The organism is Sulfitobacter sp. M13, assembly GCF_053474885.1.
The window spans coordinates 2,672,890-2,699,401 of the sequence record NZ_CM130281.1 but is presented as its reverse complement, the minus strand read 5'-3'; the positions used below and the strand labels follow the sequence as shown (position 1 = coordinate 2,699,401).

The 26,512-nt window shown below is 59.3% G+C and carries 23 protein-coding genes; 19 read left to right on the top strand and 4 right to left on the bottom strand.

Annotation, left to right across the window (positions count from 1 at the left end):
• Positions 1 to 303 precede the first annotated feature (303 nt).
• The gene (locus ACVBAU_RS12925) at positions 304 to 2,724 is read left to right on the top strand and encodes an ATP-dependent helicase (RefSeq protein WP_448326706.1); all 2,421 of its coding nucleotides are present in this window, start codon (positions 304 to 306) and stop codon (positions 2,722 to 2,724) included.
• Between the two features lie 221 nt (positions 2,725 to 2,945).
• Here ACVBAU_RS12925 and ACVBAU_RS12920 read toward each other — a convergent pair whose 3' ends face one another.
• Positions 2,946 to 3,158: a DUF1127 domain-containing protein gene (locus tag ACVBAU_RS12920; RefSeq protein ID WP_093732517.1), complete on the bottom strand. Its 213-nt coding sequence runs from the start codon at positions 3,156 to 3,158 to the stop codon at positions 2,946 to 2,948.
• 514 nt (positions 3,159 to 3,672) lie between these two features.
• Between ACVBAU_RS12920 and ACVBAU_RS12915 the strand changes: the two genes are divergently transcribed.
• The 8 genes from ACVBAU_RS12915 (at position 3,673) to mraY (ending at position 13,200) form a co-directional block, all read left to right on the top strand.
• Complete coding sequence (locus ACVBAU_RS12915; protein ID WP_448326705.1) at positions 3,673 to 4,743, top strand: Mrp/NBP35 family ATP-binding protein; 1,071 nt, start codon at positions 3,673 to 3,675, stop codon at positions 4,741 to 4,743.
• Positions 4,744 to 5,513: 770 nt separating this feature from the next.
• Positions 5,514 to 6,017 carry a division/cell wall cluster transcriptional repressor MraZ gene (gene mraZ / locus ACVBAU_RS12910; protein WP_138922956.1) on the top strand — a complete coding sequence of 168 codons (504 nt, stop codon included), beginning with the start codon at positions 5,514 to 5,516 and terminating at the stop codon, positions 6,015 to 6,017.
• Between the two features lie 5 nt (positions 6,018 to 6,022).
• Positions 6,023 to 7,015, top strand: a complete 993-nt coding sequence (rsmH, locus tag ACVBAU_RS12905; protein ID WP_448326704.1) for a 16S rRNA (cytosine(1402)-N(4))-methyltransferase RsmH — start codon at positions 6,023 to 6,025, stop codon at positions 7,013 to 7,015.
• Positions 7,012 to 7,365 carry a cell division protein FtsL gene (gene ftsL, locus ACVBAU_RS12900; RefSeq protein ID WP_005854161.1) on the top strand — a complete coding sequence of 118 codons (354 nt, stop codon included), beginning with the start codon at positions 7,012 to 7,014 and terminating at the stop codon, positions 7,363 to 7,365. The genes rsmH and ftsL overlap by 4 nt, the downstream gene beginning before the upstream one ends.
• Entirely contained in the window at positions 7,362 to 9,149 is a 1,788-nt protein-coding gene (locus ACVBAU_RS12895; protein WP_138922958.1) for a peptidoglycan D,D-transpeptidase FtsI family protein, read from the top strand. Before ftsL ends, ACVBAU_RS12895 begins: the two co-directional genes overlap by 4 nt.
• A 16-nt stretch (positions 9,150 to 9,165) precedes the next feature.
• Positions 9,166 to 10,653, top strand: a complete 1,488-nt coding sequence (locus ACVBAU_RS12890; RefSeq protein ID WP_448326703.1) for a UDP-N-acetylmuramoyl-L-alanyl-D-glutamate--2,6-diaminopimelate ligase — start codon at positions 9,166 to 9,168, stop codon at positions 10,651 to 10,653.
• On the top strand, positions 10,650 to 12,086 hold the full coding sequence (locus ACVBAU_RS12885) for a UDP-N-acetylmuramoyl-tripeptide--D-alanyl-D-alanine ligase (RefSeq protein ID WP_448326702.1): 1,437 nt from the start codon (positions 10,650 to 10,652) through the stop codon (positions 12,084 to 12,086). The genes ACVBAU_RS12890 and ACVBAU_RS12885 overlap by 4 nt, the downstream gene beginning before the upstream one ends.
• Positions 12,087 to 12,117: 31 nt before the next feature.
• On the top strand, positions 12,118 to 13,200 hold the full coding sequence (mraY, locus tag ACVBAU_RS12880; protein ID WP_138922961.1) for a phospho-N-acetylmuramoyl-pentapeptide-transferase: 1,083 nt from the start codon (positions 12,118 to 12,120) through the stop codon (positions 13,198 to 13,200).
• A 141-nt stretch (positions 13,201 to 13,341) separates the two neighbouring features.
• Here mraY and ACVBAU_RS12875 read toward each other — a convergent pair whose 3' ends face one another.
• The gene (locus ACVBAU_RS12875) at positions 13,342 to 14,253 is read right to left on the bottom strand and encodes a glutaminase (protein ID WP_254700514.1); all 912 of its coding nucleotides are present in this window, start codon (positions 14,251 to 14,253) and stop codon (positions 13,342 to 13,344) included.
• A 46-nt stretch (positions 14,254 to 14,299) separates the two neighbouring features.
• Between ACVBAU_RS12875 and murD the strand changes: the two genes are divergently transcribed.
• On the top strand, positions 14,300 to 15,703 hold the full coding sequence (murD, locus tag ACVBAU_RS12870) for a UDP-N-acetylmuramoyl-L-alanine--D-glutamate ligase (RefSeq protein WP_448326701.1): 1,404 nt from the start codon (positions 14,300 to 14,302) through the stop codon (positions 15,701 to 15,703).
• A 173-nt stretch (positions 15,704 to 15,876) separates the two neighbouring features.
• Complete coding sequence (locus ACVBAU_RS12865; protein WP_448326700.1) at positions 15,877 to 16,695, top strand: HNH endonuclease; 819 nt, start codon at positions 15,877 to 15,879, stop codon at positions 16,693 to 16,695.
• Between the two features lie 1,196 nt (positions 16,696 to 17,891).
• On the opposite strand, the gene ACVBAU_RS12860 is transcribed toward ACVBAU_RS12865, so the two are convergent.
• The gene (locus ACVBAU_RS12860) at positions 17,892 to 18,605 is read right to left on the bottom strand and encodes a lysophospholipid acyltransferase family protein (RefSeq protein WP_138922963.1); all 714 of its coding nucleotides are present in this window, start codon (positions 18,603 to 18,605) and stop codon (positions 17,892 to 17,894) included.
• Positions 18,606 to 19,085: 480 nt separating this feature from the next.
• The gene (locus ACVBAU_RS12855) at positions 19,086 to 20,264 is read right to left on the bottom strand and encodes an NAD(P)/FAD-dependent oxidoreductase (RefSeq protein WP_448326699.1); all 1,179 of its coding nucleotides are present in this window, start codon (positions 20,262 to 20,264) and stop codon (positions 19,086 to 19,088) included.
• Positions 20,265 to 20,374: 110 nt separating this feature from the next.
• Here ACVBAU_RS12855 and ACVBAU_RS12850 point away from each other — a divergent pair, with 110 nt between their 5' ends.
• The 8 genes from ACVBAU_RS12850 (at position 20,375) to murB (ending at position 26,509) form a co-directional block, all read left to right on the top strand.
• Positions 20,375 to 20,902: a peroxiredoxin-like family protein gene (locus ACVBAU_RS12850; RefSeq protein WP_138922965.1), complete on the top strand. Its 528-nt coding sequence runs from the start codon at positions 20,375 to 20,377 to the stop codon at positions 20,900 to 20,902.
• 111 nt (positions 20,903 to 21,013) lie between these two features.
• Entirely contained in the window at positions 21,014 to 22,183 is a 1,170-nt protein-coding gene (ftsW, locus tag ACVBAU_RS12845; RefSeq protein WP_448326698.1) for a putative lipid II flippase FtsW, read from the top strand.
• A complete protein-coding gene (locus ACVBAU_RS12840) occupies positions 22,180 to 23,280 on the top strand; it encodes a UDP-N-acetylglucosamine--N-acetylmuramyl-(pentapeptide) pyrophosphoryl-undecaprenol N-acetylglucosamine transferase (protein ID WP_138922967.1) in 1,101 nt (366 codons plus the stop codon). Before ftsW ends, ACVBAU_RS12840 begins: the two co-directional genes overlap by 4 nt.
• A complete protein-coding gene (murC, locus tag ACVBAU_RS12835; protein WP_138922968.1) occupies positions 23,277 to 24,692 on the top strand; it encodes a UDP-N-acetylmuramate--L-alanine ligase in 1,416 nt (471 codons plus the stop codon). The genes ACVBAU_RS12840 and murC overlap by 4 nt, the downstream gene beginning before the upstream one ends.
• Positions 24,693 to 24,724: 32 nt before the next feature.
• Positions 24,725 to 24,976 (top strand): DUF2484 family protein, encoded by a 252-nt coding sequence (locus ACVBAU_RS12830; RefSeq protein WP_138922969.1) that lies wholly within the window; start codon positions 24,725 to 24,727, stop codon positions 24,974 to 24,976.
• The gene (locus ACVBAU_RS12825) at positions 24,973 to 25,233 is read left to right on the top strand and encodes a DUF2484 family protein (RefSeq protein WP_138922970.1); all 261 of its coding nucleotides are present in this window, start codon (positions 24,973 to 24,975) and stop codon (positions 25,231 to 25,233) included. Before ACVBAU_RS12830 ends, ACVBAU_RS12825 begins: the two co-directional genes overlap by 4 nt.
• Positions 25,230 to 25,511, top strand: coding sequence for a hypothetical protein (locus ACVBAU_RS12820; RefSeq protein ID WP_448326697.1), 282 nt, complete (start codon positions 25,230 to 25,232; stop codon positions 25,509 to 25,511). Before ACVBAU_RS12825 ends, ACVBAU_RS12820 begins: the two co-directional genes overlap by 4 nt.
• Positions 25,512 to 25,585: 74 nt before the next feature.
• Positions 25,586 to 26,509 (top strand): UDP-N-acetylmuramate dehydrogenase, encoded by a 924-nt coding sequence (murB, locus tag ACVBAU_RS12815; RefSeq protein WP_448326696.1) that lies wholly within the window; start codon positions 25,586 to 25,588, stop codon positions 26,507 to 26,509.
• Positions 26,510 to 26,512 lie beyond the last annotated feature (3 nt).

Genomic DNA, 26,512 nt, shown 5'->3' with positions numbered 1-26,512 from the left:
TTCGTTTTCAAGCATGTAGCGTGATCTGTAACGCTGCGCTGCGGCATTGTTGCGTCTGAATGAAGTTACGTGCAAGCAGAAGTTTTTTTGAATTGCTTGGATTTTTTACCCTTTGGAAAGATGTTGGCTGGTACGAAGGGGGAGGTCCAAAAGCGGCAGCCGATAGAAGGAGGAGCGGACAGCTAAGATACAAATCACATCTTCGCCCTAGAACGCATTCAGCGAAGAAATTGTTAGAATTGCACCAAGAACATTTTGCGAACGCGTCTTTTATTTGGTGCTTTTGCACGATAGATTGGTGGCATGAATGATTTCGACGAAATGGCCGCCTTCGAAGGCGCTTCCTTATCATCGCGCGCTATGGCTGCGCGTCCGCAACCCTATCTAGACGGGTTAAACCCTGCGCAGCGCGCCGCGGTAGAACAGATGGACGGTCCCGTCTTGATGCTGGCCGGTGCGGGGACGGGCAAGACCAAGGCGTTAACCGCGCGGATCGTGCATCTGATGAATACCGGACGCGCCCGGCCGAATGAAATTCTTGCCGTGACCTTTACCAACAAGGCCGCGCGAGAGATGAAAAACCGCGTCGGACATATGCTGGGGCAAAGTATCGAAGGGATGCCTTGGCTCGGCACTTTTCACGCGATCTGCGTTAAGCTGTTGCGTCGTCATGCTGAATTGGTGGGGCTTAAATCGAACTTTACCATTCTGGATACGGACGACCAGCTGCGCCTGCTCAAGCAGTTGATTAAGGCGGAAGGCGTTGATGACAAGCGTTGGCCCGCGCGGCTACTTGCGGGGGTGATTGATGGTTGGAAAAACCGTGCGCTGACACCTGACAAGATTCCTGCGGCCGATGCGGGGGCTTACAACCACCGCGGGGCAGAGCTTTATGCGCAGTATCAGGCGCGGCTGAAGGACCTGAACGCCTGTGATTTTGGTGACTTGCTATTGCATATGGTCACCATCTTTCAAAAGCACGAAGATGTGTTGGGGCAATACCAGCGCTGGTTCAAATTTATCTTGGTGGACGAATATCAGGATACCAACGTCGCCCAGTATATGTGGCTTCGCCTGCTTGCATCCGGCCACAAGAATATTTGCTGCGTCGGGGATGACGACCAGTCGATCTATGGGTGGCGTGGTGCCGAAGTGGGTAACATTCTACGGTTCGAAAAGGATTTTCCCGGGGCGCATGTCGTCCGGCTTGAGCAGAATTATCGTTCAACCCCGCATATTCTAGCCGCAGCGTCGGGCGTGATTGCCGGAAACGAGGGGCGTTTGGGCAAGACGTTGTGGACGGAATCCCGTGAAGGGGAAAAAGTTCGTTTGATCGGGCATTGGGATGGTGAGGAAGAGGCGCGCTGGATCGGTGACGAAATCGAAGCGTTGCAGCGCGGAACCAGAGCGCTGGACCCTTATACGTTGGATGAAATGGCAATTCTCGTGCGGGCCTCGCACCAGATGCGCGCTTTTGAAGACCGTTTTTTGACCATTGGGCTACCATACCGCGTGATTGGCGGCCCGCGGTTCTATGAGCGGTTAGAGATTCGCGACGCAATGGCTTATTTCCGAGTGGTGACATCACCGGATGACGATCTCGCGTTCGAGAGAATCGTTAATACGCCGAAACGTGGTTTGGGCGACAAGGCGCAGCAGAATATTCAGAAAACAGCGCGGGAGAATGGTGTTAACCTCGTTGAAGGGGCCCGCATTCTGTTGGCGAATGGGGGCATCGGTGGTCGCGGCGCGGCGCAGCTGCGCTTGCTTATTAATGGTATTCAAAGGTGGTCTGAACTGGCAAGGGGCCCTCGGCTGCAAGTTATGGTCGATGATGATAGCGTGATCGACGAGGGCGCGCCGCTGTTTCACAATGAATATGGCCCGCCTGAAGTAAGCCATATCGAACTGGCACAGATCATACTGGATGAAAGCGGCTATACCGGTTTTTGGCAGAACGACAAAACGCCAGAGGCACCCGGGCGGCTTGAGAACTTGAAGGAGCTGGTTAAGGCGCTGGAGCAGTTCGAGAATCTACAGGGCTTTCTGGAACACGTCAGCCTGATCATGGACAATGAAAGTGACGATGGTGGCGCAAAGGTGTCGATCATGACGTTGCACGCGGCCAAGGGGCTGGAATTCCCGGCCGTATTTCTGCCCGGTTGGGAAGATGGGCTGTTCCCGTCGCAACGGTCTATGGATGAATCCGGCCTTAAGGGCTTGGAGGAAGAGCGCCGGCTTGCTTATGTTGGGATCACGCGGGCGGAGCAGCTGTGCACGATCTCATTTGCGGCCAATCGGCGCGTGTTCGGGCAGTGGCAAAGCGCCATGCCGTCGCGGTTTATTGATGAACTTCCCGAAGCGCACGTCGACGTGCTGACACCGCCTGGTCTGTATGGCGGCGGGTATGGTGCCGCGATGCCCAAATCGAATCTGCACGAAAAGGCGGCCGAGGCGAATGTTTATAACTCGCCGGGGTGGCGCAGGTTGCAGACGCGCAGCCAGGGACGCGGGACCAGTCAACCCACCGAGGCCCGCAATATGACAATCGATATGTCTGCCGTTAGCAGCTTTGCCATGGGGGAACGCGTTTTCCACCAAAAGTTCGGCTACGGTGAAGTTATTGGAATCGAAGGGGATAAGCTCGAGATCGCCTTTGACAAGGCGGGCGTCAAAAAGGTTGTTTCGCGCTACCTGAGCACGTCGGACGACGTCCCGTTTTGAACGGAGCGATGTCAGCTTAACCGAATATCAAACTTTGAATGCAAGAACGGCGGTGCTTTGGGAGGAAAGCACCGCCGTCTTTATCTACGTCCCCAATCCAATCGGGAGGAAAGGGGGAAGGGGACGTTAGTGAAAGCCGCCGGTCTCAGGGAGGAGGAGGAGACCCGAAGCTTTCTACAGGCACACAACAGGGAGGGTGCGTGTGCCCGATCCGGTATCAGTTAAGCAGCGTTGCGCGCTGTTTCCAGTGCGATGCCGCGAATTTGCGAGCGGCCCATGCCCAAGTCGTTCAGCTCGCGGTTGGACAGAGAGCTGAGTTCGTTGAAGGTCGAGCGGTATACCCGGCGTTGCTTGCGGCGAGTCTCAAATGTGGACATCAGCGCGGCAAAACGGTCTGCCAGGGTCGGTGCGGTTGTGGTGTTCAAGTAGGCCATCGGAGTACCTCGTCTTGTTTCGTCTGAGTTCGTTATCATTCGTCTTGTGTTGGTTATGTATGAAAATGCTGCATCTGCACAACAGCCAGATCGGCAATGCTGCTATGCAGAAAGTGCATAGGGGAAGGTGACGTAACGTCCTGAACGGGAACAAAAATAACCACAGCGTAAACGCTTGGATCCGGAATTGCGATGATGTGAAAAAAAATGGCGACGATACCAGGGAGGAGGAGGGTATCGCCGCCGAAAACAAACACATCCGGGAGGAGGATGGATGGTTTGGTCTTAAACTTGGAGCGCAGTATCTGCGTTCCTGAAGTCTTTTTGACCTATTTGCTGCGCCTGCACAATTATCTAATCGTGCAATGCTGCTATGCAGCGAAAACATGGGGTGAATGCGTAATTATTGGGCGGAAAATGTTCGTTTTGCCTTGGTCCTGTGCGGGATTTGAACGCAGGGTTGCGATTTAGCCAGAAACTGCCATGTCAAAGGCGGTCTCTAAAGGAATACGCCATGCCACTCTCTAAATCCGACGTTGAAACAGCTCTGGCTCGCGTGAAGTTGCCAGACGGTAAGTCGATTCTCGATCACGACCTTATCCGCGCTTTAACTATTGAGGGCGATGTGGTGCGGTTTGTTATAGAGGCACCGAATGCGCAGGTCGCGGCGCAGATGGCCCCCTTGCGCGACGCGGCGGAGGCGGTGGTGCGTGAAGTTGATGGTGTCGGTTCCGTCACGGTTGCTTTGACCGCCCACGGCCCTGCGCCCAAGCAGGCGGCACCCAGCCTCAAGATCGGCGGACATCCGAAGGCGCAGGAGGGTCCGATGAAGCCGGCAGGGGTTCAGCGTATTCTAGCCATCGGATCTGGTAAGGGCGGGGTGGGTAAATCTACCGTCAGCTCCAACCTTGCGGTCGCGCTGGCGCGGGCAGGGCGCAAAGTTGGTCTGCTCGATGCCGATATCTATGGCCCCAGCCAGCCGCGCATGATGGGCGTGAACAAGCGGCCTGCGTCGCCCGATGGCAAGACGATCATCCCGCTGCATGCCCATGGGGTAACCTTGATGTCTATCGGCTTTATGATGGAAGAGGGTAAAGCGGTCGTTTGGCGTGGTCCTATGTTGATGGGCGCGCTGCAGCAGATGCTTGGGCAGGTGGAGTGGGGCGAGCTTGACGTGCTGCTCGTCGATCTGCCGCCGGGGACGGGCGACGTGCAACTGACCCTTTGCACCAAATCCGAGCTGTCCGGCGCGATCGTGGTGTCGACGCCGCAGGATGTGGCGTTGATTGATGCGCGCAAGGCGATTGATATGTTCAATACACTAAAGACGCCCGTACTGGGGTTGATTGAGAATATGTCGCTGTTTGTCTGTCCCGATTGCGGATCGCAGCATGAAATTTTTGGTCACGGTGGTGTTGCCGCAGAGGCCGCCAGGATGGATATACCGTTATTAGGTAGCCTACCCATTGATCTGGACACGCGCCTCTCGGGCGATAGTGGGACGCCGGTGGCAGCGGGTGATGGTCCAATGGCGCAGGCCTATGCGCGTATCGCCGAAGGGTTGATCAAGGGCGGGATGGCTTAGAGCGGCCCGCAGCTACCTCTGTATTAAAGTTTAACGCCGCGCATGTATTTTGTGCGGCGTTTCTGTATCTGACGCGAGCGCCAATAAATCCGAGCTATGGGAGCGTATGGGAATTGCCATGGGAAATCATGGGAGCCCGCTCAGCTTCTTGTGCTGGATTGGCAAGATGATTCGGCGGAAATTGGCCGTCTGCGGCGCGGAAGCCCCAGTTTGCGGAACAAAGCTAAATATCTGATGTATAAATTGCGGAACAAGTGGCGAACCTGGCTTGTGGATAACTCTGTGGTCAAAAAATGTTGGGAAATTGTGGGAAAATTTGGCGCGTTCATTTTTTGTCAATATATTGTGTTTATACGCCATAACTTACCGATATGAGCCAGAAATGCCCCCGATGTTCTCCCCACATGTTGTTTTACAACCCTGTGTAAAACCAAGTTTAGTGTGCATTTCCCAAAAAACTTATAGACGCCCATCAATTCCCATGGCATCCCTAGTGCATCGGATGAGAACGGGACACGGGGCACCAAACGACCCCAACGACCAAATAAAACTCTAGCAGGTTCATACAGGCACCTCGCTTTCATCAGACCAAGAGATCCGGCGCGCGAGCGAGCAGACATCCCCCCAGGTGGCGCGCGCAGTCGGACTTCCCCGCCAAGGCGGGACGGGCGGCGGGTTGATCAGTGGCAGCAGATCAACCCGCCGTTTCTACATCTACCGCCGGGGGCAAAAGTTTAAGGCGCATCAGCGTCACAGGCAGGGACAAACACGTGAGCCGCAGGTTCAGAGGCGAAAGCCAACACAAGGTCGATACGAAGGGGCGGGTGTCTATCCCAGCCTCTTTTCGTCGTGTGTTGGAAGCCGGTGATCCGAATTGGCAGAACGGTGGCACGCCCGAGCTGGTAATCGTCTATGGCGACAGCCGCCGCAGCTATCTTGAATGCTACACCATGCAGGCCATCGACGAGGTCGACGACAAGATCGACGCCCTCCCACGTGGATCGATGCAGCGTAAGATGTTGCAACGTCTGTTCCACGGTCAGTCCTTTCCGACCTCGGTCGATGAAACGGGCCGTTTGGTGCTGCCAGCCAAGCTGCGCAACAAAATTGATCTCGAAAACGAAGCATTCTTTATCGCCGCCGGTGATACCTTCCAGATCTGGAAGCCCGAAACCTACGAGACCGAAGAAAAGGCCCGCGAAGAGGAATGGCTGGACGAGTTGCCAGAAGACTTTGATCCGATGGCCTTTTTGGACGGCACGCCGGAGGCCTGATCGATATGAGCGGACGCAACGACACCCCTTCCGCCCCCCATACTCCGGTTCTGCTGCGCCCCTTGCTGGCGGCGGTGGCACCTGTGTCGGGGCGTTGGCTGGATGGCACCTTTGGCGCGGGGGGCTATACCCGCGGGCTGCTGGATGCCGGTGCTGCGCAGGTGGTGGCGGTTGACCGCGACCCTTTGGCGTTCGAGATGGCGCAGGCCTGGGCCGGTGACTATGGCGATAAAATCGTCATGCAGCGCGGCGTGTTTTCCAAGATGGACGACTATGCGCAGGATCTGGACGGCATCGTGCTGGACCTCGGCGTGTCCTCTATGCAGCTGGATCTGGCAGAGCGCGGGTTTTCGTTCATGCGCGACGGGCCGCTCGACATGCGCATGAGCCAGGACGGCCCCTCAGCGGCGGATATCGTCAATGACGCCGAGGAAGAGATGATCGCTAATATCCTCTTTCAGTACGGCGAAGAACGCGCCAGTCGCCGGATCGCCAAAGCCATTGTGCGCGCCCGCGAAGACGCTCCGATCACCACAACGCTGACGCTTGCGGGTCTGGTAGAGGGCTGTTTGCCGCGGTCAAAGCCCGGTCAGTCCCACCCCGCGACCCGCAGCTTTCAGGCGCTGCGCATTGCTGTGAATAACGAATATGGCGAGCTTTTCAACGGGTTGATGGCGGCGGAACGCGCGTTAAAGCCCGGCGGCCAGCTGGCTGTTGTGACCTTCCATTCGGTCGAAGATCGCATGGTCAAACGCTTTTTGACCGCCCGCGCCGGGGCAGGGGGAAATGCGAACCGTTTTGCGCCCGAAATCGACGCGCCCGCGCCACAGTTTAAAATCCTCAAGCGCAAGGCCATCGGGCCCGACGCGCAAGAGCTTGATGAAAACCCGCGCAGCCGGTCGGCCAAGCTGCGCGTTGCAGTACGCACAGATGCGCCTGCCGGCAGCATCGACGGCAGGGCGCTTGGCATGCCTATGGTTAGGGGATTAACCGTATGAGAACCGTGCTTTACATCCTGACCACCTTTTCGGTGATCGGCCTTGCCTTTTGGGCCTACCGCGAGAATTACGCGACCCAGCAAGCCCTGAGCGACGCCGATGACCTGCGCTATGAAATTCGCGAAGCCTATAGCCGACTTGCCGTGCTCAAGGCGGAATGGGCCTACCAGAACCGCCCCGACCGTCTGCGCGATCTGGCAGAGCTGAACTTTGACCGTCTCAACCTGTTGCCGCTGCATCCCGACCAGTTCGGCTCCATCGATCAGGTCAGCTATCCGCCCTTGCCCGAACTGCCCCTATTCGAGATCACCGACGGCGTTGATGTATCCTCCATGGAGGCACCCGAATGATCCGCACCCCGCTACGCCCGCTGGCCCGTATTCTTGAAGCCCGCCAAAAGGGCGAAAACCCCGATGCGATCGAACGCGAGAACAAGCGCATTCGTCACGAGCAGATGCGCGACGCGTCACGGCAGCGGGCAGAAGGGCGTTTGTTGGTTCTGGGTGTATTCTTCTTTTGTGCCTTCGCCGTCGTTGGCGCGCGCATGGGCGTCATGGCCACTACAGACCCGACAGAGCCGCGTGCGGCGGCCCCCGGTTCGGTGATTTCTGCCACCCGCGCCGATATTGTGGATCGTAACGGCAACCTGCTGGCGACCAACTTTGAGACACACGCGCTTTATGCGCAACCGCACCATATGATTGACCCGCGCGGTGCCGTGAAAAAGCTGATGGGCGTGTTCCCGGACCTGAACGAAGAACGCCTGATGCGTGACTTTACAGGCAAGCGTAAGTTCTTGTGGATCAAGAAGAAAATCAGCCCCGAGCAAATGCAGGCAGTACATGAGATTGGCGAACCGGGCCTGTTGTTTGCCCCGCGTGACATGCGCCTTTATCCCAACGGGGCACTGGCTGCGCACATCATGGGCGGGGCCAGCTATGGCCGTGAGGGCGTGCACGCCGCCGAGGTGATCGGCGTTGCGGGTGCTGAGAAATACTTTGACGATTATCTCCGTGACCCTGCCAATGGTAACAAGCCGCTCGAGCTGTCGCTGGACATGACCGTGCAGGCTGCATCCGAACGTATCCTCTATGGCGGCATGAAGCTGATGAACGCCAAAGGGGCGACCTCTATTCTGATGGACGTCCATACGGGCGAGGTCATCAGCGCCGTATCTTTGCCGTCCTTTGACCCCAACGATCGTCCCCATGCGGCGGTAAAGGGCGATGCGTCAGACAGCCCATTATTCAACCGGTCCGTTCAGGGTGTGTACGAGCTGGGTTCGGTCTTCAAGATTTTCACTGCAGCGCAGGCAATCGATCTTGGCATCGTCACGGCGGACACGGTGATCGACACCTCCGGCCCGATGAAGGTCGGTGGCTTCCGCATTGGCGAATTCCACGGGAAAAACTACGGCAAGCAGTCCGTGACCGGTATCATCGTTCACAGCTCCAACCGCGGGACCGGGCGGCTCGCGCTCGAGATCGGGGCCGAGCGCCAGCAAGAGTTCCTCAAGAGCCTTGGTTTCTTTGAGCCGACCGGGTTCGAAATCGTCGAAGCCTCTGGTGGTAAGCCTTTGCTGCCGCAGCGCTGGCAGGAACTGAGCACCGTGACTGTGTCCTATGGCCACGGCCTGTCGTCTAGCCCGATGCATTTGGCGGCAGGCTACGCCGCAATCGCGAATGGCGGTCATAAGGTCACGCCAACGCTGCGCAAACAATCGGCCCCTGTGGTGGGCCCCCGCGTGATGTCAGAGGGTGCAGCGGCGGATGCCCGTGCCATGCTGCGCGCCGTGGTAACCGAAGGGACAGCGAGCTTCGCGGAAGTGCCCGGCTACCAGATCGGCGGCAAGACAGGGACAGCGGACAAGCCCGGCCCCCGCGGCGGATACCTTGAGGATACGGTCATCGCGACCTTTGCTAGCATCTTTCCCGCCCATGATCCGAAATATGTGCTGATCGTCACGCTGGACGAACCGGTTGAAACCTCGGGCGATAAACCGCGCCGCACCGCCGGTTGGACAGCCGTGCCCGTCGCCGCAGAGATGGTCCGTCGCGTCGCACCCTTGTTGGGGCTACGACCGACTGTTGAACCGGACAGCCTCGCTGGTATAACGCTGTCCAGCAGCAACTAATATAAAGAGCGTCCCCATGGGCATACAGGCCGTCCCGTTATCCTCCCTTGGTCTGACCGCAAAAGGGGGGGGCAACCCGCCCGTCACAGGCGTCGCCGTTGACAGCCGTCAGGTCCAGCCCGGCACCTTGTTTGCCGCCATGCCCGGCAGCAAGGTACATGGGGCCGAATTCATCCAATATGCGCTGCGCATGGGCGCGGTGGCCGTGCTGACCGACGCCGCAGGGGCGGCGCTGGCCGCTGACGCGTTGGCGCAGGCAAAGGCAAAGGTGGCCGTTGTCGTCACTGATGCCCCCCGCGAGGCACTGTCCCGCGCGGCAGCCCTATGGTTCGGTGCACAGCCCGAGGTTATGATCGCCGTCACGGGAACCAATGGGAAAACCTCTGTCAGCACCTTTGTCCGGCAAATCTGGATCGAAATGGGACTGGCCGCCGTCAACCTTGGCACCACCGGCGTAGAGGGCGCATGGGCAGCGCCGTTGGCCCATACCACACCCGAACCGATCACCCTGCACCGCACTTTGGCAGAGGCCGCCGCCAACGGCATCACTCACGCCGCGATGGAGGCCTCGAGTCACGGGCTCGACCAGCGCAGGCTGGACGGTGTGACGCTCAAGGCGGCGGGGTTCACGAATTTCACCCAAGACCACCTCGACTATCACGAGACTTTCGACGCCTATTTCGACGCCAAGGCCGGTCTGTTCTCGCGCGTGCTGCCGGAAGACGGTACCGCGGTGATCAATATCGACGATGCCAAAGGCGTGGATATGGTCGCCATCGCGCGGGCGCGGGGATGCGAGACGATCACGGTTGGGCGCGACGGTGGCGATTTGAACCTGTCGGGTCAGCGTTTTGACGCCACGGGGCAAGACCTGCGTTTTAGCTATCGTGGCAAGACCTATCAGAAACGGCTGAACCTCATTGGCGGCTTTCAGGCCGACAACGTCCTGCTTGCAGCGGGGCTGGTAATCGCTTGCGGCGGCACTCCTGCGCATGTGTTTGATACGTTGCCACATCTGACCACCGTGCGCGGTCGCATGCAGCTTGCCGCGACCCGCGACAATGGCGGGGCGGTATTTGTGGATTATGCCCACACCCCCGACGCCATCGCCACAGCACTTCAGGCGATGCGCCCGCATGTGATGGGGCGTCTGGTGGCGATCGTCGGGGCAGGCGGCGATCGTGACCGCGCCAAGCGTCCGCTGATGGGACAAGCCGCTGCGGCCCATGCAGATATGGTGTTTGTGACCGATGACAATCCGCGCTCCGAAGATCCCGCAAGCATCCGTCATGCCGTGATGCAAGGCGCTCCCGACGCCACCGAAGTCGGCGACCGCGCCGAAGCGATTTTGCGCGGCATCGACGCGATTGGCGCAGGCGACGCGCTGCTGATCGCGGGCAAGGGACATGAAACCGGACAAACCATCGGGGACGATGTGCTCCCCTTTGATGATGTGGAACAAGCCAGTGTCGCTGTCGCGGCGCTGGATGGGAGACTGGCATGAGCTTATGGACAGCAAAAGAAGCTGAATGCGCCACAGGTGGCCGCGCCATCGGCGCATGGTCTTGTGACGGCGTGTCGATTGATACCCGCACCATCGCACCAGGCGATCTGTTTGTCGCGCTGAAGGATGTGCGCGACGGGCACGACTTTGTCGCCATGGCGCTGGACAAAGGGGCAGGGGCTGCATTGGTCACCCATGTGCCCGAGGGCGTGGCCAAAGATGCGCCGTTGCTGATCGTCGACGATGTGCTCAAGGCGCTGGAGACGCTTGGCGCAGCCGCGCGTGCCCGCACGCAGGCCAAGGTCGTCGCGGTGACAGGCAGCGTCGGCAAAACCTCGACCAAGGAAATGCTGCTCGCGATCTTTGCGGATCAAGGGCGGGCGCATGCCTCTGTCGACAGCTATAACAACCACTGGGGCGTGCCGCTGACGCTCGCGCGGATGCCTGCCGATACCGAATACGCCGTGATCGAGATCGGCATGAACCACCCCGGAGAAATCTCTCCGCTGGCGCAAATGGCGAAGCCTGACGTTGCCATGATCACCACCGTCGCCGCCGTCCACCTAGAGGCGTTTGCGAATGTCGCCGAGATCGCCGTGGAAAAAGCCGCGGTGTTTGACGGGCTGCAGCCGGGTGGCGTTGCCGTGATCAACGCCGATATCGAACATGCCGCGATCCTGATGGCCAAGGCCGTGGATCGTCGCCTGCGCGAGGTCGAATTCGGCGAACATGGCTATCAGTACAAACTGCTGGATGTGCAGGTGCAAGGCGATACCACGGTGGTGCGTGCCGACGCGGACGGCACACCACTGCTGTTCAAGATCGGCACACCGGGACGGCATTTTGCGATGAACGCTTTGGGCGCTTTGGCCTCCGCGCAGGCGATGGGGGCTGATCTGGCCCTTGCTGCCGCGTCGCTGGGACGTTGGACCCCGTATAAAGGCCGCGGCGTGCGCGAAGTGATCCAACTGGATATTGTGGACACCCATCTGACGCTGAACCTCATCGACGATAGCTATAACGCGAACCCCACCTCGATGGCCGCGGCTCTCGAGGTGCTGGCCGCTGCCGACGTGACCCATGACATCGGGCGGGTCAGCAAGGGCAGGCGTATTGCCTATCTGGGCGACATGAAAGAACTCGGCCCCGACGAGATCGCGCTGCATGCCGGTTTGGCGCATCTGGAGGCGACTAAAACACTGGATGTGGTTCATTGCGTCGGTCCGCTGATGAAGTCCTTGTATGATCTGCTGCCCGCGCATCAACGCGGGGAATGGGCCGAAACCGCAGCCGAGCTGTTGCCGGGGCTGTCGGGGCATCTGGACTGTGGCGATGTTGTGCTCGCCAAAGGGTCCTTGTCCATGAAACTAGGACTGATCGTTGACGCGATCCGCAAAATGGGCCATCCGGTCCCGAATGAACGACGGGGCTGAGCCCACTAGATTTTGAGTTAGGACGCGTACGATGCTCTATTGGTTGACCCTCCTGTCGGATGGCGGCGATTTCTTTAACCTCTTCCGCTACATCACCTTCCGTGCCGGTGGGGCCTTTCTGACAGCGCTGATTTTCGGCTTTCTGTTTGGAAAACCGCTGATCGCGGTGCTGCGCAAACGGCAGGGCAAAGGGCAGCCGATCCGTGATGACGGCCCAGAAGGGCATTTCGTCAAGGCGGGCACGCCGACCATGGGCGGATTGCTGATTGTCGGCGCGTTGCTGACCTCGACGCTGCTTTGGGCGCGGCTGGACAACCCGTTCGTCTGGATGGTGCTGCTGGTCACAATTGGCTTTGCCGCGATCGGTTTTGCGGATGATTACGCCAAGGTCAGCAAGCAGACGACCGCAGGTGTTTCGAGCCGGATGCGCCTGTTGCTGGGCTTTATCATCGCGGGCAGTGCGGCCTATTGGGCGGCGCAGTTCCACCCCGAAGAGCTGCAGAACCAGCTGGCCCTTCCCGTATTCAAAAACACGCTGATCAACCTTGGTTATCTTTTCGTGCCCTTCTCGATCATCGTGATCGTAGGCGCGGCGAATGCCGTGAACCTGACGGACGGGCTTGACGGGCTGGCGATCATGCCGGTGATGATTGCAGCCGGTGCGCTTGGCGTGATCGCCTATGCCGTGGGCCGCGTCGATTTCACCGAGTATCTGGACGTGCACTATGTGCCGGGCACAGGCGAGATATTGGTGTTCACCGCCGGAATCTTTGGCGGTGGTCTGGGGTTCTTGTGGTACAACGCTCCGCCCGCTGCTGTCTTTATGGGCGACACCGGATCATTGGCCCTTGGCGGCGCGTTGGGGGCCATCGCGGTCGCCACGAAACACGAACTGGTGTTGGCCATTGTCGGCGGTCTGTTCGTGGTCGAAGCCCTGTCGGTGATCATTCAGGTGCTGTACTTTAAACGCACGGGAAAACGCGTGTTCTTGATGGCACCGATCCATCACCACTACGAGAAAAAGGGCTGGGCCGAGCCGCAGATCGTCATCCGCTTTTGGATCATTTCGTTGATCCTGGCGATGATCGGTCTGGCGACGCTCAAGGTTCGCTAAGCCGGTATCGGAATTGATGAAAACAGGAAGGCGCGCTGCAGGAATGTGGCGCGTTTTGCTTTTGGAGGAAGGGGGACCAGCCCCCTGCGGCCCTTGGCCGCTTCCCCCGGAGTTTATTTGTCAAAATGAAGCGGGGCGGGGTTAGAAGATCGACCAGCCCATTTCGCGGGCGAGCCGCGCCATGGCTTGGGTGCCTTTTTTCGAATTGCCATAGCGGTTGAGGCCCGGCGACCAGACCGCGATGCTGGCGCGGCCGGGGACAATGGCAAGGATGCCGCCGCCCACGCCCGACTTCGCCGGAAGCCCCACTCGGTAGGCAAAGTCGCCCGACCCGTCATAGTGCCCACAGGTCAGCATCAGCGCGTTCAGCCGCCGGATGCGTGGCGGCAGGATCATGCGCGGCAGCTTGTCGGTTTCAATCAAGAACCGTCCGGCCATCGCCAGTTGCCGCGCTGACATATCGATAGCGCAGTGGTGGAAATAGGTGCCGAGCGTCTTTTCAGGTGGATTGTTCAGATTGCCACAGGACGCCAGAAAATGCGCCAGCGCAAAGTTGCGGTGGCCGTGAGCAGTTTCGGATGCCGCGACTTTTTCATTGATGTGGATGTTATCATCGCTCGCGGCTGCGCGCACGAACTGCAGGATCTCGGCCAGAGTTTCGCGCGGTTCGCGCCCCGTCAGCACTTCGTCTGTGGTGACAATCGCGCCAGCGTTGATGAAGGGATTGCGGGGGCGGCCCTGTTCCGCTTCGAGCTGCACGATAGAGTTGAACGCCAGTCCCGAGGGTTCGCGGCCCACGCGTTTCCACAATTGGTCGCCGGATCTACCAAGGGCGATGGCGAGGGTGAAAATCTTGGTGATGGATTGCACAGAGAACGGCGTATCCACGTCACCGGCGGTAAATACTTCGCCATCCGCCGTGGTCACGACGATCGCAAATTGCGCGGGATCGACAGAGGCCAGCTGCGGGATATAGGCTGCCACATCACCCCAGTCATCCGTGGCGCGCATGTCAGCGTTGAGCTGGGCTAAAATCTCTGGCAGATGGGGCATTAAGGGCTCCGAACGTTTCAGGGTCATCGCTAACAGGAGAGCAGGCATGATACCAGTTCAAGGTTTGACCGGCGCAAAGGTCGCCATTCTGGGGCTCGGGCGGTCGGGCTTGTCTGCGGCCCGCGCGCTGGCGGCAGGGGGCGCGGTGCCGGTCTGTTGGGACGATAACCCCGCAGCGCGTGGCGCGGCGCAGGCAGAAGGGTTCGATTGCGTTGATCTTGGCCAATCGGGTGCCTTTGACGATATCGCGCGGTTGATCGTCTCGCCCGGTATCCCGCATCTGTACCCCGCGCCCAATCCCGTCATCGTGGCCGCACAAGAGGCCGGCGTCGCGGTCGACAACGATATTGGGCTGTTTTTTCAAAGCTTTGCGACGTTTGCTTGGGACAACTTTGACGTCGTGCCCAAGATCATCGCGATCACCGGATCGAACGGAAAATCAACCACATCGGCGTTGGTGCATCACATCCTTAAGCATGCAGGGCGACCGACCCAGTTGGCTGGTAACATCGGACGCGGCGTGCTGGACATCGAGCCCGCGATTGATGGCGAGGTCGTTGTGTTGGAATTGTCGAGCTACCAGACCGATCTGGCGCGCAACCTGACCCCGGATGTCGCTGTGTTCACGAACCTTAGCCCGGATCATCTGGACCGGCACGCCGGTATGGGCGGCTATTTCGCGGCCAAACGCCGGCTGTTTGCCGAAGGGGGGCCGGACCGCGCCGTCATCGGTGTGGACGAACCCGAAGGGCGTTTTCTTGCGGGGCAGCTGAGCGAAGGGGCCGCCGACGACAGGGTGATCCGCGTTTCGGTTGATCGCAAGCTCACCGGGCTTGGCTGGCAGGTCTTTGCGCGCAAGGGGTTCTTGTCGGAATATCGCAATGGCAAACAAGTGGCGTCGATCGATCTGCGCGGAGTAACCGGACTGCCCGGCGCGCATAACCATCAAAACGCCTGCGCCGCCTATGCCGCCTGCCGCACGCTGGGGTTCGCGCCCAAGATTATCGAGGCGGCGTTCCATTCGTTTGGCGGCCTGCCGCATCGCAGCCAGACCGTGGGCGAGGCGGGTGGTGTTCGCTTTGTCAACGACAGCAAGGCCACCAATGTGGACAGCGCCGTCAAGGCGCTGGCGGCGTTCCAGAATATACGTTGGATTTGCGGTGGGCTGGAGAAAGAGGGGGGCTTGGGCAGCTTGTCAGAGCCCATTGAGACCGTGCGCAAAGCCTATGTCATCGGGCGCGAGGCGGCGCAGTTCGCCATGAAGCTGGGCGTAGAGGCAGAGGTCTGCGGCACGATGGAGGTCGCAGTCGCGCGCGCTGTCGAAGAGGCAGAGGCGGGGGACGTCGTGTTGCTGGCCCCGGCGGCGGCGAGCTTTGATCAATACGACAGTTTCGAACGACGCGGAGAGGACTTTGTCGCGCAGGTGCAAAAGCATATCTCAGACGGGTAGCAGCGCCCTTGAGGGGAGGCGGAGGTGCTGCCCGGCCGTTCATCGCAGTGTTTATGCCCGATCTGATCCAAAGCAACCCGATGGTGCGCGCTCAATAGCGTGCTCCACGCTACGAAGGCACCTACCATGCAGGAAATGCTTGCCTCTGGATCAGTTAACGCTTTCCTGGGCGCATGGTTAAACTTGTTCTCTTTCATAAAGCCGACTCGATCTACGAGGACGAGCCGGACGTCGTCTACGAATTTCCACGCCGCTATCTTAAGGCGGTTGAGGAGACTGTCGGCGACTGGGTCGAATATTTCGAGCCGGTCAAGTCTGGGCCGCGCGGCTACTTCGCTGTGGCCAAGATCGAACAGGTGATCGCAAAGCCGGGCGTAGACGGGCGGTTCCTCGCGCTGATTGAGTCCAGGAGCTTCCTTCCTTTCGACCGCGAAGTGCCGCGGCTTTTGAATGGGCGGCCACTAGAGACGTCCATGACTCAGCCGGATGGCTCGCCGAAAAGAGGCGGTGCCGCACAGCTGGCCGTGAGGCGTCTGCCGGAGGCAGACTTTGCGCATATCATTAACCTCGGCCTACCGCAGGACCTAGAGCGCATCGAGGCGACGCGCTACGATCCGCAGTTGGCTGAGCTTGGCGAGGGAGCCGAGCCCTTTGAGCGACCCGTATTGGAGCGGCTGACGCGCCGGCCTTATCGGGATGTTGCGTTCCGGCGGAATGTGCGCGCTGCCTATGGCTACCGCTGTGCGATGTCGGGCTTGATGTTACGCAATGGTGGCGGGCGTCCGGAGGTGCAGGCGGCGCACATTCGGCCTGTTGAGAGCCAAGGAAGCGACTCGGCGCGCAACGGGCTCGCGCTGTCGGGAACATTGCACTGGATGTTTGACCGGGGTCTAATCTCGGTCGCTGACGACTGCGAGACGATCCTTGTGTCGCAAACAAGGTTCCTGGGGATGTCGTCGGGCGACTCCTGGCACCGGACGGCAAGCTGGTAAGGCCGGAAGACCCGCGAAACGCGCCTCACCCGGAAAACCTGCGTTGGCATCGAGAGAACGTGTTTGGCCGTAGCCTCCATGAGGGCGCGATGCCGTGGAGCGATTAGCCCTGAGTGCTGACTATAGTGGAGTCTCAGGCAAGTACTGATCCGCCAACGCAGAAGAACGCAGAAATTACTGCGCCCTTGCTGGCATCAAGATGACGAGTTGGTCAGGTTAAGGGCTGGTAGCGGTTGGCGAGATCGGAGGCGCAGAGCGCATAAGAAGCGATTTTCCGTGCATTTTCTACGTTTGTTTTCTCAAGCAGTTCCCGGAAGAGAGTAGCCACAATCCGGGGGGTAATTCCGTCAGGATCGTTTAGGATTTCAGCGCCACCTTCGCCTTGAACTCAGGGGCATGCTGCTTTCGTTTCGACATCTTCGATCCCCTTCGTGGTGAAGATCAGCAGACAGCAAATCCAAGCTTAGGTCATTGTCCAGTTTTCGGGACTACCCCAAACGTTAGGTTCGGCCAAGGCTCCAGAAGAAATCCTCGGGAGCCTTCTGCGCTGGAGGTCGGTTTGGCGGACTTTCCTGTCGTGCGCTGCGGACGCATAGATTCCGCTGCGTTTGGAAAGACCTTTGGGAGGAAGGGCGGAGAGCCGACCTTTGCTGCAACTGCGCGAAGAAATTATATTAGCGACACGAGCAGGTATTCATAAGGCTTTAGAACGTGGGCTTTAGAATTTATGGCAACGCTGCAGCTCTTGCCCTTTTTTGCGATCAAAGCTCGTAGAAGCGTAGCGATCTCCCTCAACGAGCACTTGATCACTTAGCGTGGCAATGCTTCCAGACGCCGTGGGGGGGGAGGGATAGGCTCAACTTGTCCATCATGTCTACCAATCGCGGAACCACATCTACGTCGTAGACCCCGTAGCGGGCTATTGCTGAAATGGCATGGTATTAAGCTCGATCAGCAGGAATGACAGCCCGATCGCAACCGCGCACATCATGACGGGCACGAACCAGAAACTCGAGTTCAGATGTCGACAGAAAGCGGAAACGCGTTTCAGGGAAAATGGCGTCGCGATGCGGTGCTCTTTCCAATTGATTGTATCTCAAGGGCATTGCGGGTCGATGCCCTTGGGGCTGAAGTGCTGACGCAACTTTTCAGGACAGCACCCCTACTTCATAGAATACACCATCTGATACGGCAGGTTAGGGCAACGTTGATCGCTCCGCCTCCATCTGCGTTTCGGCCTTTCGGACGAACAGTTCGGACGACATCCCAGGTGGGATCGGTGGTAGATACGAGACCGTAATTGCCCCCCCACGCTTGCTTGATCCGCTGGCCCCCCAGAATTTGCCCGCGTTCACCAAGACGGGGAGCACGGGTACCCCCAGCTTTGAATACATCAGCTCGACCCCCCGCTTGAACCTGATTGGTTCACTCTCGTCCATACGTGTCCCTTGCGGAAAAACGAGAACCGATCGGCCAGCGGCAAGTGCTTCACGACTTTGGTTGAGCATAGCCTTTAGTGCCTTGGAGCCGCTCTCCCGATCGATGACGATCATCGGTGATTTACGGAGATACCAGCCGATTATCGGAATTCGCAGCAGTTCCTGTTTAGCGACAATTGCGACGTCAGGGAAAAGAACCAGAGCCGCGAGCGTTTCCCAAGTGGATTCGTGATTGCAGATAATGAGACAGGGTTCAGCCGGAATCAGGTCGCGACCTTTCTCGACGTAACGCAGCCCGACGATATGCCTCAGCCCGAACAAAACCCCGCGCACCCAAAGACGGGTTGCAGCCCTGATTGCTTTTCGCGGCGACCCAAGCAGCCAAAAGGCCAGCACTCCCAAGGAGAATAAGGTGGTCCAGCCGGCGAAAAATCCGTCGAACAGAAGTGATTTTATTTTGATCGTGTTCATGTGATATTTCGTCATTATATGAGGGGTGGAAGAGGTCAAGTCACACTGCGATCAATGGTAGATTGAACCCCATTTGCAACGAGAAATGGGACTAAAAGTGAGACAACGCGCATGTCGGGAATGTCCTCTGCGGGAAAGTAACCTAAGGCCTCATGACGATCAATGCCGCAACAGCATCAATCCGGATTGTCCACTGGTCGATGCTTTGGCTACCGAAATGCTGCGCGATGCATGAACGTCAGCAATGCGAAAATCGCAGCGCGCCGTCAAGTACTGCGGCCAAGATCGGTTATGGGCCGGTCTCGACATTGCAGCCGTTGCTGCCCCTGCAAAGTCACCACGTGCGACCAAAATCAAGGTGGGCTCGAAGCGGAAGGTGCGCTTCTAGGCTTCGAAACGTTCGACATTTAACGCGGGCAAGGGGCGCTGCCCCCGCAGCCTTTGGCTGCTCCCCCGGGATTTAAGGCCATTTGGAACTGGTTATTTCGTTGCGATATGGGCGGCGCACGCCATCGCCGAGGACCATGCCCACTGGAAGTTATAGCCGCCTAGCCAACCGGTAACATCCACGGCCTCGCCGATAAAATAGAGACCGGTGCGGGCCTTGGTCTCCATCGTTTTGGAGGACAGCGCGTCGGTGTCGATCCCGCCAAGGGTGACTTCGGCTGTCCGGTAGCCTTCGGTGCCCGAAGGGGTCATCGTCCAGTTCGACAGCGCGTCGATCAACGCGGTGAGCTTTGCGTCCGACCAATCGGCGAGGTTGCCGCCCAGATCCATGATGCCCGCAAGATGATCGACCAGCCGCGCGGGCAGATGGTGGGCCAGTTCGGTCGTGAGGTTGCGGCGGCCATAGCTTTGGCGTTGCGCGCGCAGCTTGCCCAACAGATCGTTGTCAGGCAGCAGATTTACCGTGATCGGTGCGCCTTCGGTCCAGTAGCTGGAGGCTTGAAGGATCGCGGGGCCGGAAAGGCCGCGGTGGGTAAAAAGCAAGGCTTCGTCAAAGGCGGGGCCTTGGGCGGTCACACGCGCAGGCGTTGCTGTGCCGGATATGGGGGCGAAGCGTGCGTCGGTGAAAGTAAAGGGAACCAGCCCTGCGCGGGTGTCGGTGACGGGGATGCCCATCTGCGCCGCGATCTCGTAGGCGCGGCCGGTCGCGCCCATCTTGGGAATGGATTTCCCGCCTGAAGCAACGACAAGATTGCGTGCGGTGATCGGCGTTGTGCCGTCGGGCGTGTGCAAGGTCATGCTGTAACCGGCATCCGTCGCGGCGATATCAGTCAGGGTGCTGAGCAACCGCAAATCCACACCAGCTTTTTGCATCAGTCCGCGCAGCATGGCGACGATCTCTTTGGCGGAGGTGTCGCAGAACAGCTGTCCGAGGGTTTTTTCGTGCCACGCGATGCCATGCGCGTCGACCAGTTCGATGAAATCCCACTGGGTATAGCGGGCAAGGGCTGATTTGGCGAAATGGGGATTGGCGCAGATGAAGGCTTGGGGCGTGCAGTGCATGTTGGTAAAGTTACAGCGCCCGCCGCCCGAGATGCGGATTTTCTCGCCCGGTGCTTTGGCATGGTCCACGACCAACACCGATCCGCCCGCGTGGGCCGCGCACATCATGCCTGCGGCCCCTGCGCCTAAAATTACCGTATCATATTGCATGCTCCCGCCTTTGCCTGAGCGGGGCAGGTCGGTCAAGTGGATGTGAGCGGGGTGGCAATCACGCGGATGAGGATTACCTCCGATAACGAAGCAATTATAGGAGAGACCCGATGAACGTACTAGACGCAGGCAACGCATTTCCGAAACTGACCGTCGCCGAGCTGCAGGGCGGGATGCTGACCCTTGGCACCCCGCGGGGTGAATTTGACTGGCAGTTGGTGGTTGTATACCGCGGGCTGCACTGCCCGATTTGCAAAACCTATCTGAAGACGCTGGACGGGTTGGTCGCGGACTTTAACAAGGCCGGGGTAGACGTCGTGGCCGTGTCGGGCGACCCGAAAGACAAAGCGCGCGAGATGGCGCAAGAGCAAGACCTGTCCCTGACTGTGGGCTATGATTTGAGCATCGCGCAGATGCAGGATCTGGGGCTGTATATTTCCGACCCACGCAGCCCGCAAGAAACCGACCAACCCTTCGCCGAGCCGGGTGTCTTTGTCGTCAACGCCGAGGGGAACATCCAGATTGTCGACATCTCGAACGCGCCTTTCGCGAGGCCCGATCTGCAAGGGCTGCTGAAAGGTATCAAGTTCGTGCGTGACAACGACTATCCGATCCGCGGCACACACGCGGGGGCATAGGCAGCTTTGCGCGGGGCTGGTTAAAACAGACTAGCCCCGCGTGACCTTTCGCGCTACACTGCAAGTTAGACCCCGAAAAGGGGCGGAACGAGGCAGTGTAAGGCAGGTCCCATGACAGAAATGGTCTATGGTGCGGTTCCCGTTCGGGATGGCGAACCAATTCTTCCAAAATGGTGGCGTACGATCGACAAATGGGCGATGTCTTGCATCCTCCTGTTGTTTGCCGTGGGCATGTTGCTAGGGCTGGCCGCGTCGCCGCCCTTGGCCGCGAAAAACGGGTTTGACTCGTTCCATTATGTACAGCGGCAGGCCGTCTTTGGTATACTGGCTGTGATCGCGATGGTGCTGACGTCAATGATGACACCGATTGTGGTCCGTCGCTTGGCGATCGTCGGTTTTCTTCTTTCCTTTGTCGCGCTGGCCCTGCTGCCGTTCTTTGGAACGGATTTCGGCAAGGGTGCTGTGCGCTGGTATTCGATGGGTTTTGCGTCCTTTCAGCCATCAGAATTCCTCAAGCCCGGCTTTGTGGTCGTAGCGGCGTGGATGATGGCGGCGTCGCTTGAGATCAACGGCCCCCCGGGCAAGACGTGGTCCTTTGCCTTGTGTATTTCTATTGTGTTGATGCTGGCGCTACAGCCCGACTTTGGGCAGGCGTGTCTGGTGCTGTTCGGCTGGGGCGTGATGTATTTTGTGGCAGGTGCCCCTTTGGTGCTGCTGGTCGGTATGGCCGGCCTCGTCGTACTGGCGGGCACTTTTGCCTATTCCAATTCAGAACACTTTGCCCGCCGGATTGACGGCTTCTTGTCGCCCGATATCGACCCGCGCACGCAGCTTGGCTATGCCACTGATGCGATCCGCGAAGGCGGTTTGTTCGGTGTTGGTGTGGGCGAGGGGCAGGTGAAATGGTCGCTGCCCGATGCGCATACCGATTTTATCATTGCCGTTGCGGCCGAAGAATACGGGCTGATCCTCGTGATGTGCGTTATCGCACTTTATGCCGTGATCGTTGTGCGGTCGCTGCTGCGTCTGGTGCGCGAGCGCGATCCCTTCGTGCGTCTGGCGGGCACCGGTCTTGCGTGTATGTTCGGCGTGCAGGCGATGATCAATATGGGCGTTGCCGTGCGGCTGCTGCCGGCCAAGGGCATGACATTGCCGTTTGTCAGCTATGGCGGGTCGTCGGTGATTGCGTCGGGTATCGCCGTGGGCATGTTGCTGGCATTTACACGGTCGCGGCCGCAGGGGCAGATTTCTGACCTGCTTGGACGAGGTCGCGCCCGATGAGCGCCCCGCTGCTGGTGATCGCGGCGGGCGGCACGGGCGGGCATATGTTCCCCGCGCAGGCGCTGGCCGAAGTCATGCTGGCCCGCGGCTGGCGGGTAAAGCTGTCGACGGACGCGCGCGGTGCGCGCTACACAAGCGGCTTTCCCGACGCGGTCGAGATCCAGCAGGTCAGCAGCGCAACTTTCGCGCGCGGTGGGCTCATGGCCAAGGCGATGGCACCGTTTCGAATTATGGGCGGTGTGATTGGCGGCGTCTTTGGGATGCTGCGCGATAAACCCGATGTGGTTGTCGGCTTTGGCGGCTATCCGTCGATCCCCGCGCTGGCCGCGGCATGGGTGCTGCGCAAACCACGCATGATCCATGAACAAAACGGCGTCTTGGGGCGCGTCAATAATCTGTTCGCCAAACGCGTCGATGCGGTGGCGTGCGGGACATGGCCGACCACGCTCCCCGACGGGGTAAGCGCACAGCATACTGGCAATCCGGTGCGTGCTTCTGTGCTGGAACGGGCCGGTGCCGGTTATATCGCGCCCGGTGATTATCCGATGGAGCTGTTGGTGATGGGCGGCAGCCAGGGCGCGCGGATCCTCAGCGAGGTCATCCCCCCCGCCATCGCCGATCTGCCGCTGGATCTGTTGCGCAATATCCGCGTGAGCCATCAGGCACGCGACGAAGACGGTGAACGCGTCGCGGCTTTCTATGCCGAAAACGGTATCAACGCAGATGTGCAGCCGTTTTTCCACGATGTGCCGCGCCGCATGTCCGAAGCCCAGCTGGTGATCAGCCGCGCGGGCGCGTCCAGCGTCGCCGATATCTCTATTATCGGGCGGCCCTCAATCCTGATCCCCTATGCGGCTGCCACAGGCGATCACCAATCCGCGAATGCCCGCGGGCTTGTCGACGCCGGTGCCGCGATCATGGTGCCCGAAAACATGGCAAACCCCGACAGCCTGCGCGCCCAAATTGAAATGGTGCTGACCCACGCCGATGGTGCGTTGCAGATGTCACGCGCAGCACTATCTGTCGCCAAACCAGACGCCGCAGAAGAACTCGCCCAGATGGTGGAAGCCCTGGCAACCGAAGGAAAGAAACGATGAACGCAGCCACGAAGCTTCCGACTGATGTGGGCCCGATCCATTTCGTAGGCATCGGCGGTATCGGCATGTCAGGCATTGCCGAAGTGTTGTTGAACCACGGCTATCGCGTGCAGGGGTCTGATCTGAAGTCGACCAAGATCACAGACCGTCTGGTGGATCTTGGCGCGACTGTTTTTGAAGGGCAGCAGGCCGCGAACATCGAAGGGGCCGCGGTTATCGTGATCTCTTCCGCGATCAAACCGGGCAACCCCGAACTTGATGCGGCACGGGTGGCAGGGCTGCCGATCGTGCGCCGCGCAGAGATGCTGGCAGAGCTGATGCGCTTGAAATCCAACATCGCCGTTGCCGGAACCCACGGCAAGACAACCACGACAACGATGGTGGCCGAACTGCTGGTCAAAGGTGGCATCGACCCGACTGTCGTGAATGGCGGGATCATCCACGCCTATGGCTCGAATGCACGTATGGGGCAGGGCGAATGGATGGTGGTCGAAGCGGATGAATCCGACGGCACCTTTAACCGTCTGCCGGCGACCATTGCGATCGTGACCAACATCGACCCTGAACATATGGAGCATTGGGGCGACTTTGATACCCTGCGCAAAGGGTTTCTGGACTTCGTATCAAACATTCCGTTTTACGGGCTGGCTGTTTGCTGCATTGACCACCCCGAAGTGCAAGCGCTGGTGGGTAAGATCACCGACCGCCGCGTGATGACCTATGGCTTTAACACGCAAGCCGATGTGCGCGCGATCAACCTGCACTACAAGGCGGGCGTGGCGCATTTCGATATCGTGTTTCAGGCCGAAGGGATCACAATCAAGGATTGTAGCTTGCCCATGCCGGGGGACCACAACGTTTCGAACGCAATGGCGGCGGTTGCTGTGTCCAGACACCTTGGCATGAAAGCCGAAGAAATCCGGGCCGCACTGGCGGGCTTTGGCGGTGTGAACCGGCGCTTTACCAAAGTGGGCGAAGTCGACGGTGTGACAATTATCGATGACTACGGTCACCACCCGGTTGAAATCACCGCTGTGCTCAAGGCTGCGCGTCAGGCCACCGAAGGGCGCGTCATCGCCGTGCACCAGCCACACCGCTACAGCCGCCTGCACCATCACTTTGAAGAGTTCTGTGCCTGCTTTAACGATGCCGATGTGGTCGGCATCGCCGAGGTCTATGCCGCGGGCGAAGACCCCATCGAAGGGGCAGGGCGCGACGATCTGGTTGCAGGGCTGATCCGTCACGGCCACCGCGATGCCCGCGCCGTCCAAAGCGAGGAAGATCTGGCGCGGCTTGTGCGCGAGAAGGCAGGTCCGGGGGATATGGTTGTTTGCCTCGGGGCGGGCACCATAAGCACATGGGCCAACGCCTTGCCCGACGCGCTGGCTGCGCTAAAGAAGGAAGCCGTGTAAATGGAACCGACCCCTGTATATGGGGGCCGGTCATGACCTTGATTTGGGCTTGCATCCTGTGGGTCTTTTGCTCGGCCACGGTGGCGACGCTGCCGATGCGTCTTCAATATATTCCCGGTATCTTACTGCTGATCGCCGCACCTGTGCTGATCGTCTTGATCGGTCTTCAGGAGGGCTGGCTGTTCACCTTGCTCGCACTTGCTGCCTTTGTGTCCATGTTCCGCAATCCCTTGCGCTTTTTGCTGGCCAAGCTGCGCGGACAAAACCCCGAGGTACCCAAATGAGTACATCACTGGTTCTTGCCTGTTTCTGGGCCGTCGTTGCGAATGTGTTGGCGATGACACCCAGTTCTGACCAGCACTGGCGCAGCGCCTATGTGTTGATTGCCGTGGGAATTCCCGTACTGGGCTATGTCACCATGCAGCATGGCCCTTGGGTCGGAATGCTGGTGTTTGCGGGCGGCTGTTCGGTGCTGCGCTGGCCCGTTATCTATTTGATGCGCTGGTTGCGCGGTGCTGCAGTTAGGGATGCGGCAGAATGAATCTGACGTTGGTCATTCTTATCGGCATTCTCGTTGTGTGGATGCTGGCCTCTGGTTGGTGTGGGCTGGCGCGGCGCTATGGTGGCTTTGTGCTGGTCTTGCTGACCGGATTGGCGTTGAACTGGGCGTGGATGATCTGGGGCTTAGGCGCGAAACCGTTCGAGCGACCGGTGTTTATGGCCCAAGCCGCGGCCACAGGATATGCAATCTGTGCGTTTCTTGTCGGCTGGGTGGCCGGTCGCCTAACCCGCACCCTGCGTGCAAACCGCCCCGATTAACGCGCTTGCGGTCCACCTGTCTTTAAGACGTGTGGAAAATTGACCTCCCCGCCAAAGAGAGCTACGCGAAGCCCATGATAGATATTTCCTTTCCCGATATGCGCGGCAAGCTGACGCAAAACCGTCCCTTGGCTGATCTGACGTGGCTGCGTGTGGGCGGCCCTGCCGATTATTTCTACCAGCCTGCGGATGCGGATGATCTGGCGGCGTTCCTGAAGGCGTTGCCGCGCGATGTGGTTGTCATGCCAATGGGCGTCGGGTCGAATGTGATCGTGCGCGACGGCGGCTTGCGCGCTGTGGTGATCCGGTTGGGGCGCGGGTTCAATGCCATCAGCTGCGAGGATGGTAACGTCACCGCGGGCGCAGCCGCGCTCGACGCCCATGTGGCGCGCAAGGCGGCGGACGCGGGGCTTGATCTAACGTTTCTGCGCACAATACCAGGTAGCATCGGCGGCGCGGTGCGGATGAACGCGGGTTGCTACGGCACCTATACCGCTGATTATTTCATCAGCGCAGAGGCGATCACCCGTGAGGGCGAACATGTCACGCTTGGGCCTGATGACATGAAATTCGCCTATCGCCAGTCCGCGCTGCCGGACGGGTGTGTCATCACCTCGGCCACGTTTGCGCCGCCCCAAGGCGATGCCGATGCGCTGCATGCGCGGATGGAAGAGCAGCTGCGCAAACGCGACGAAACACAACCCACCAAGGACCGCAGCGCAGGGTCGACGTTTCGCAATCCGGCAGGATTTTCCAGCACGGGGCAGGCCGACGACCGCCACGATATGAAGGCGTGGAAGGTCATTGACGATGCAGGGTTGCGCGGTGCCACCTTGGGCGGTGCGCAGATGAGCCCGAAACATCCCAACTTCCTGATCAATACCGGGTCCGCGACGGCGGCCGACCTTGAGGCATTAGGCGAGTTGGTGCGAAAAAAGGTTTACGATTCCAGCGGGATTACGCTAGAGTGGGAAATTATGCGGATCGGCGAAAAATAATCG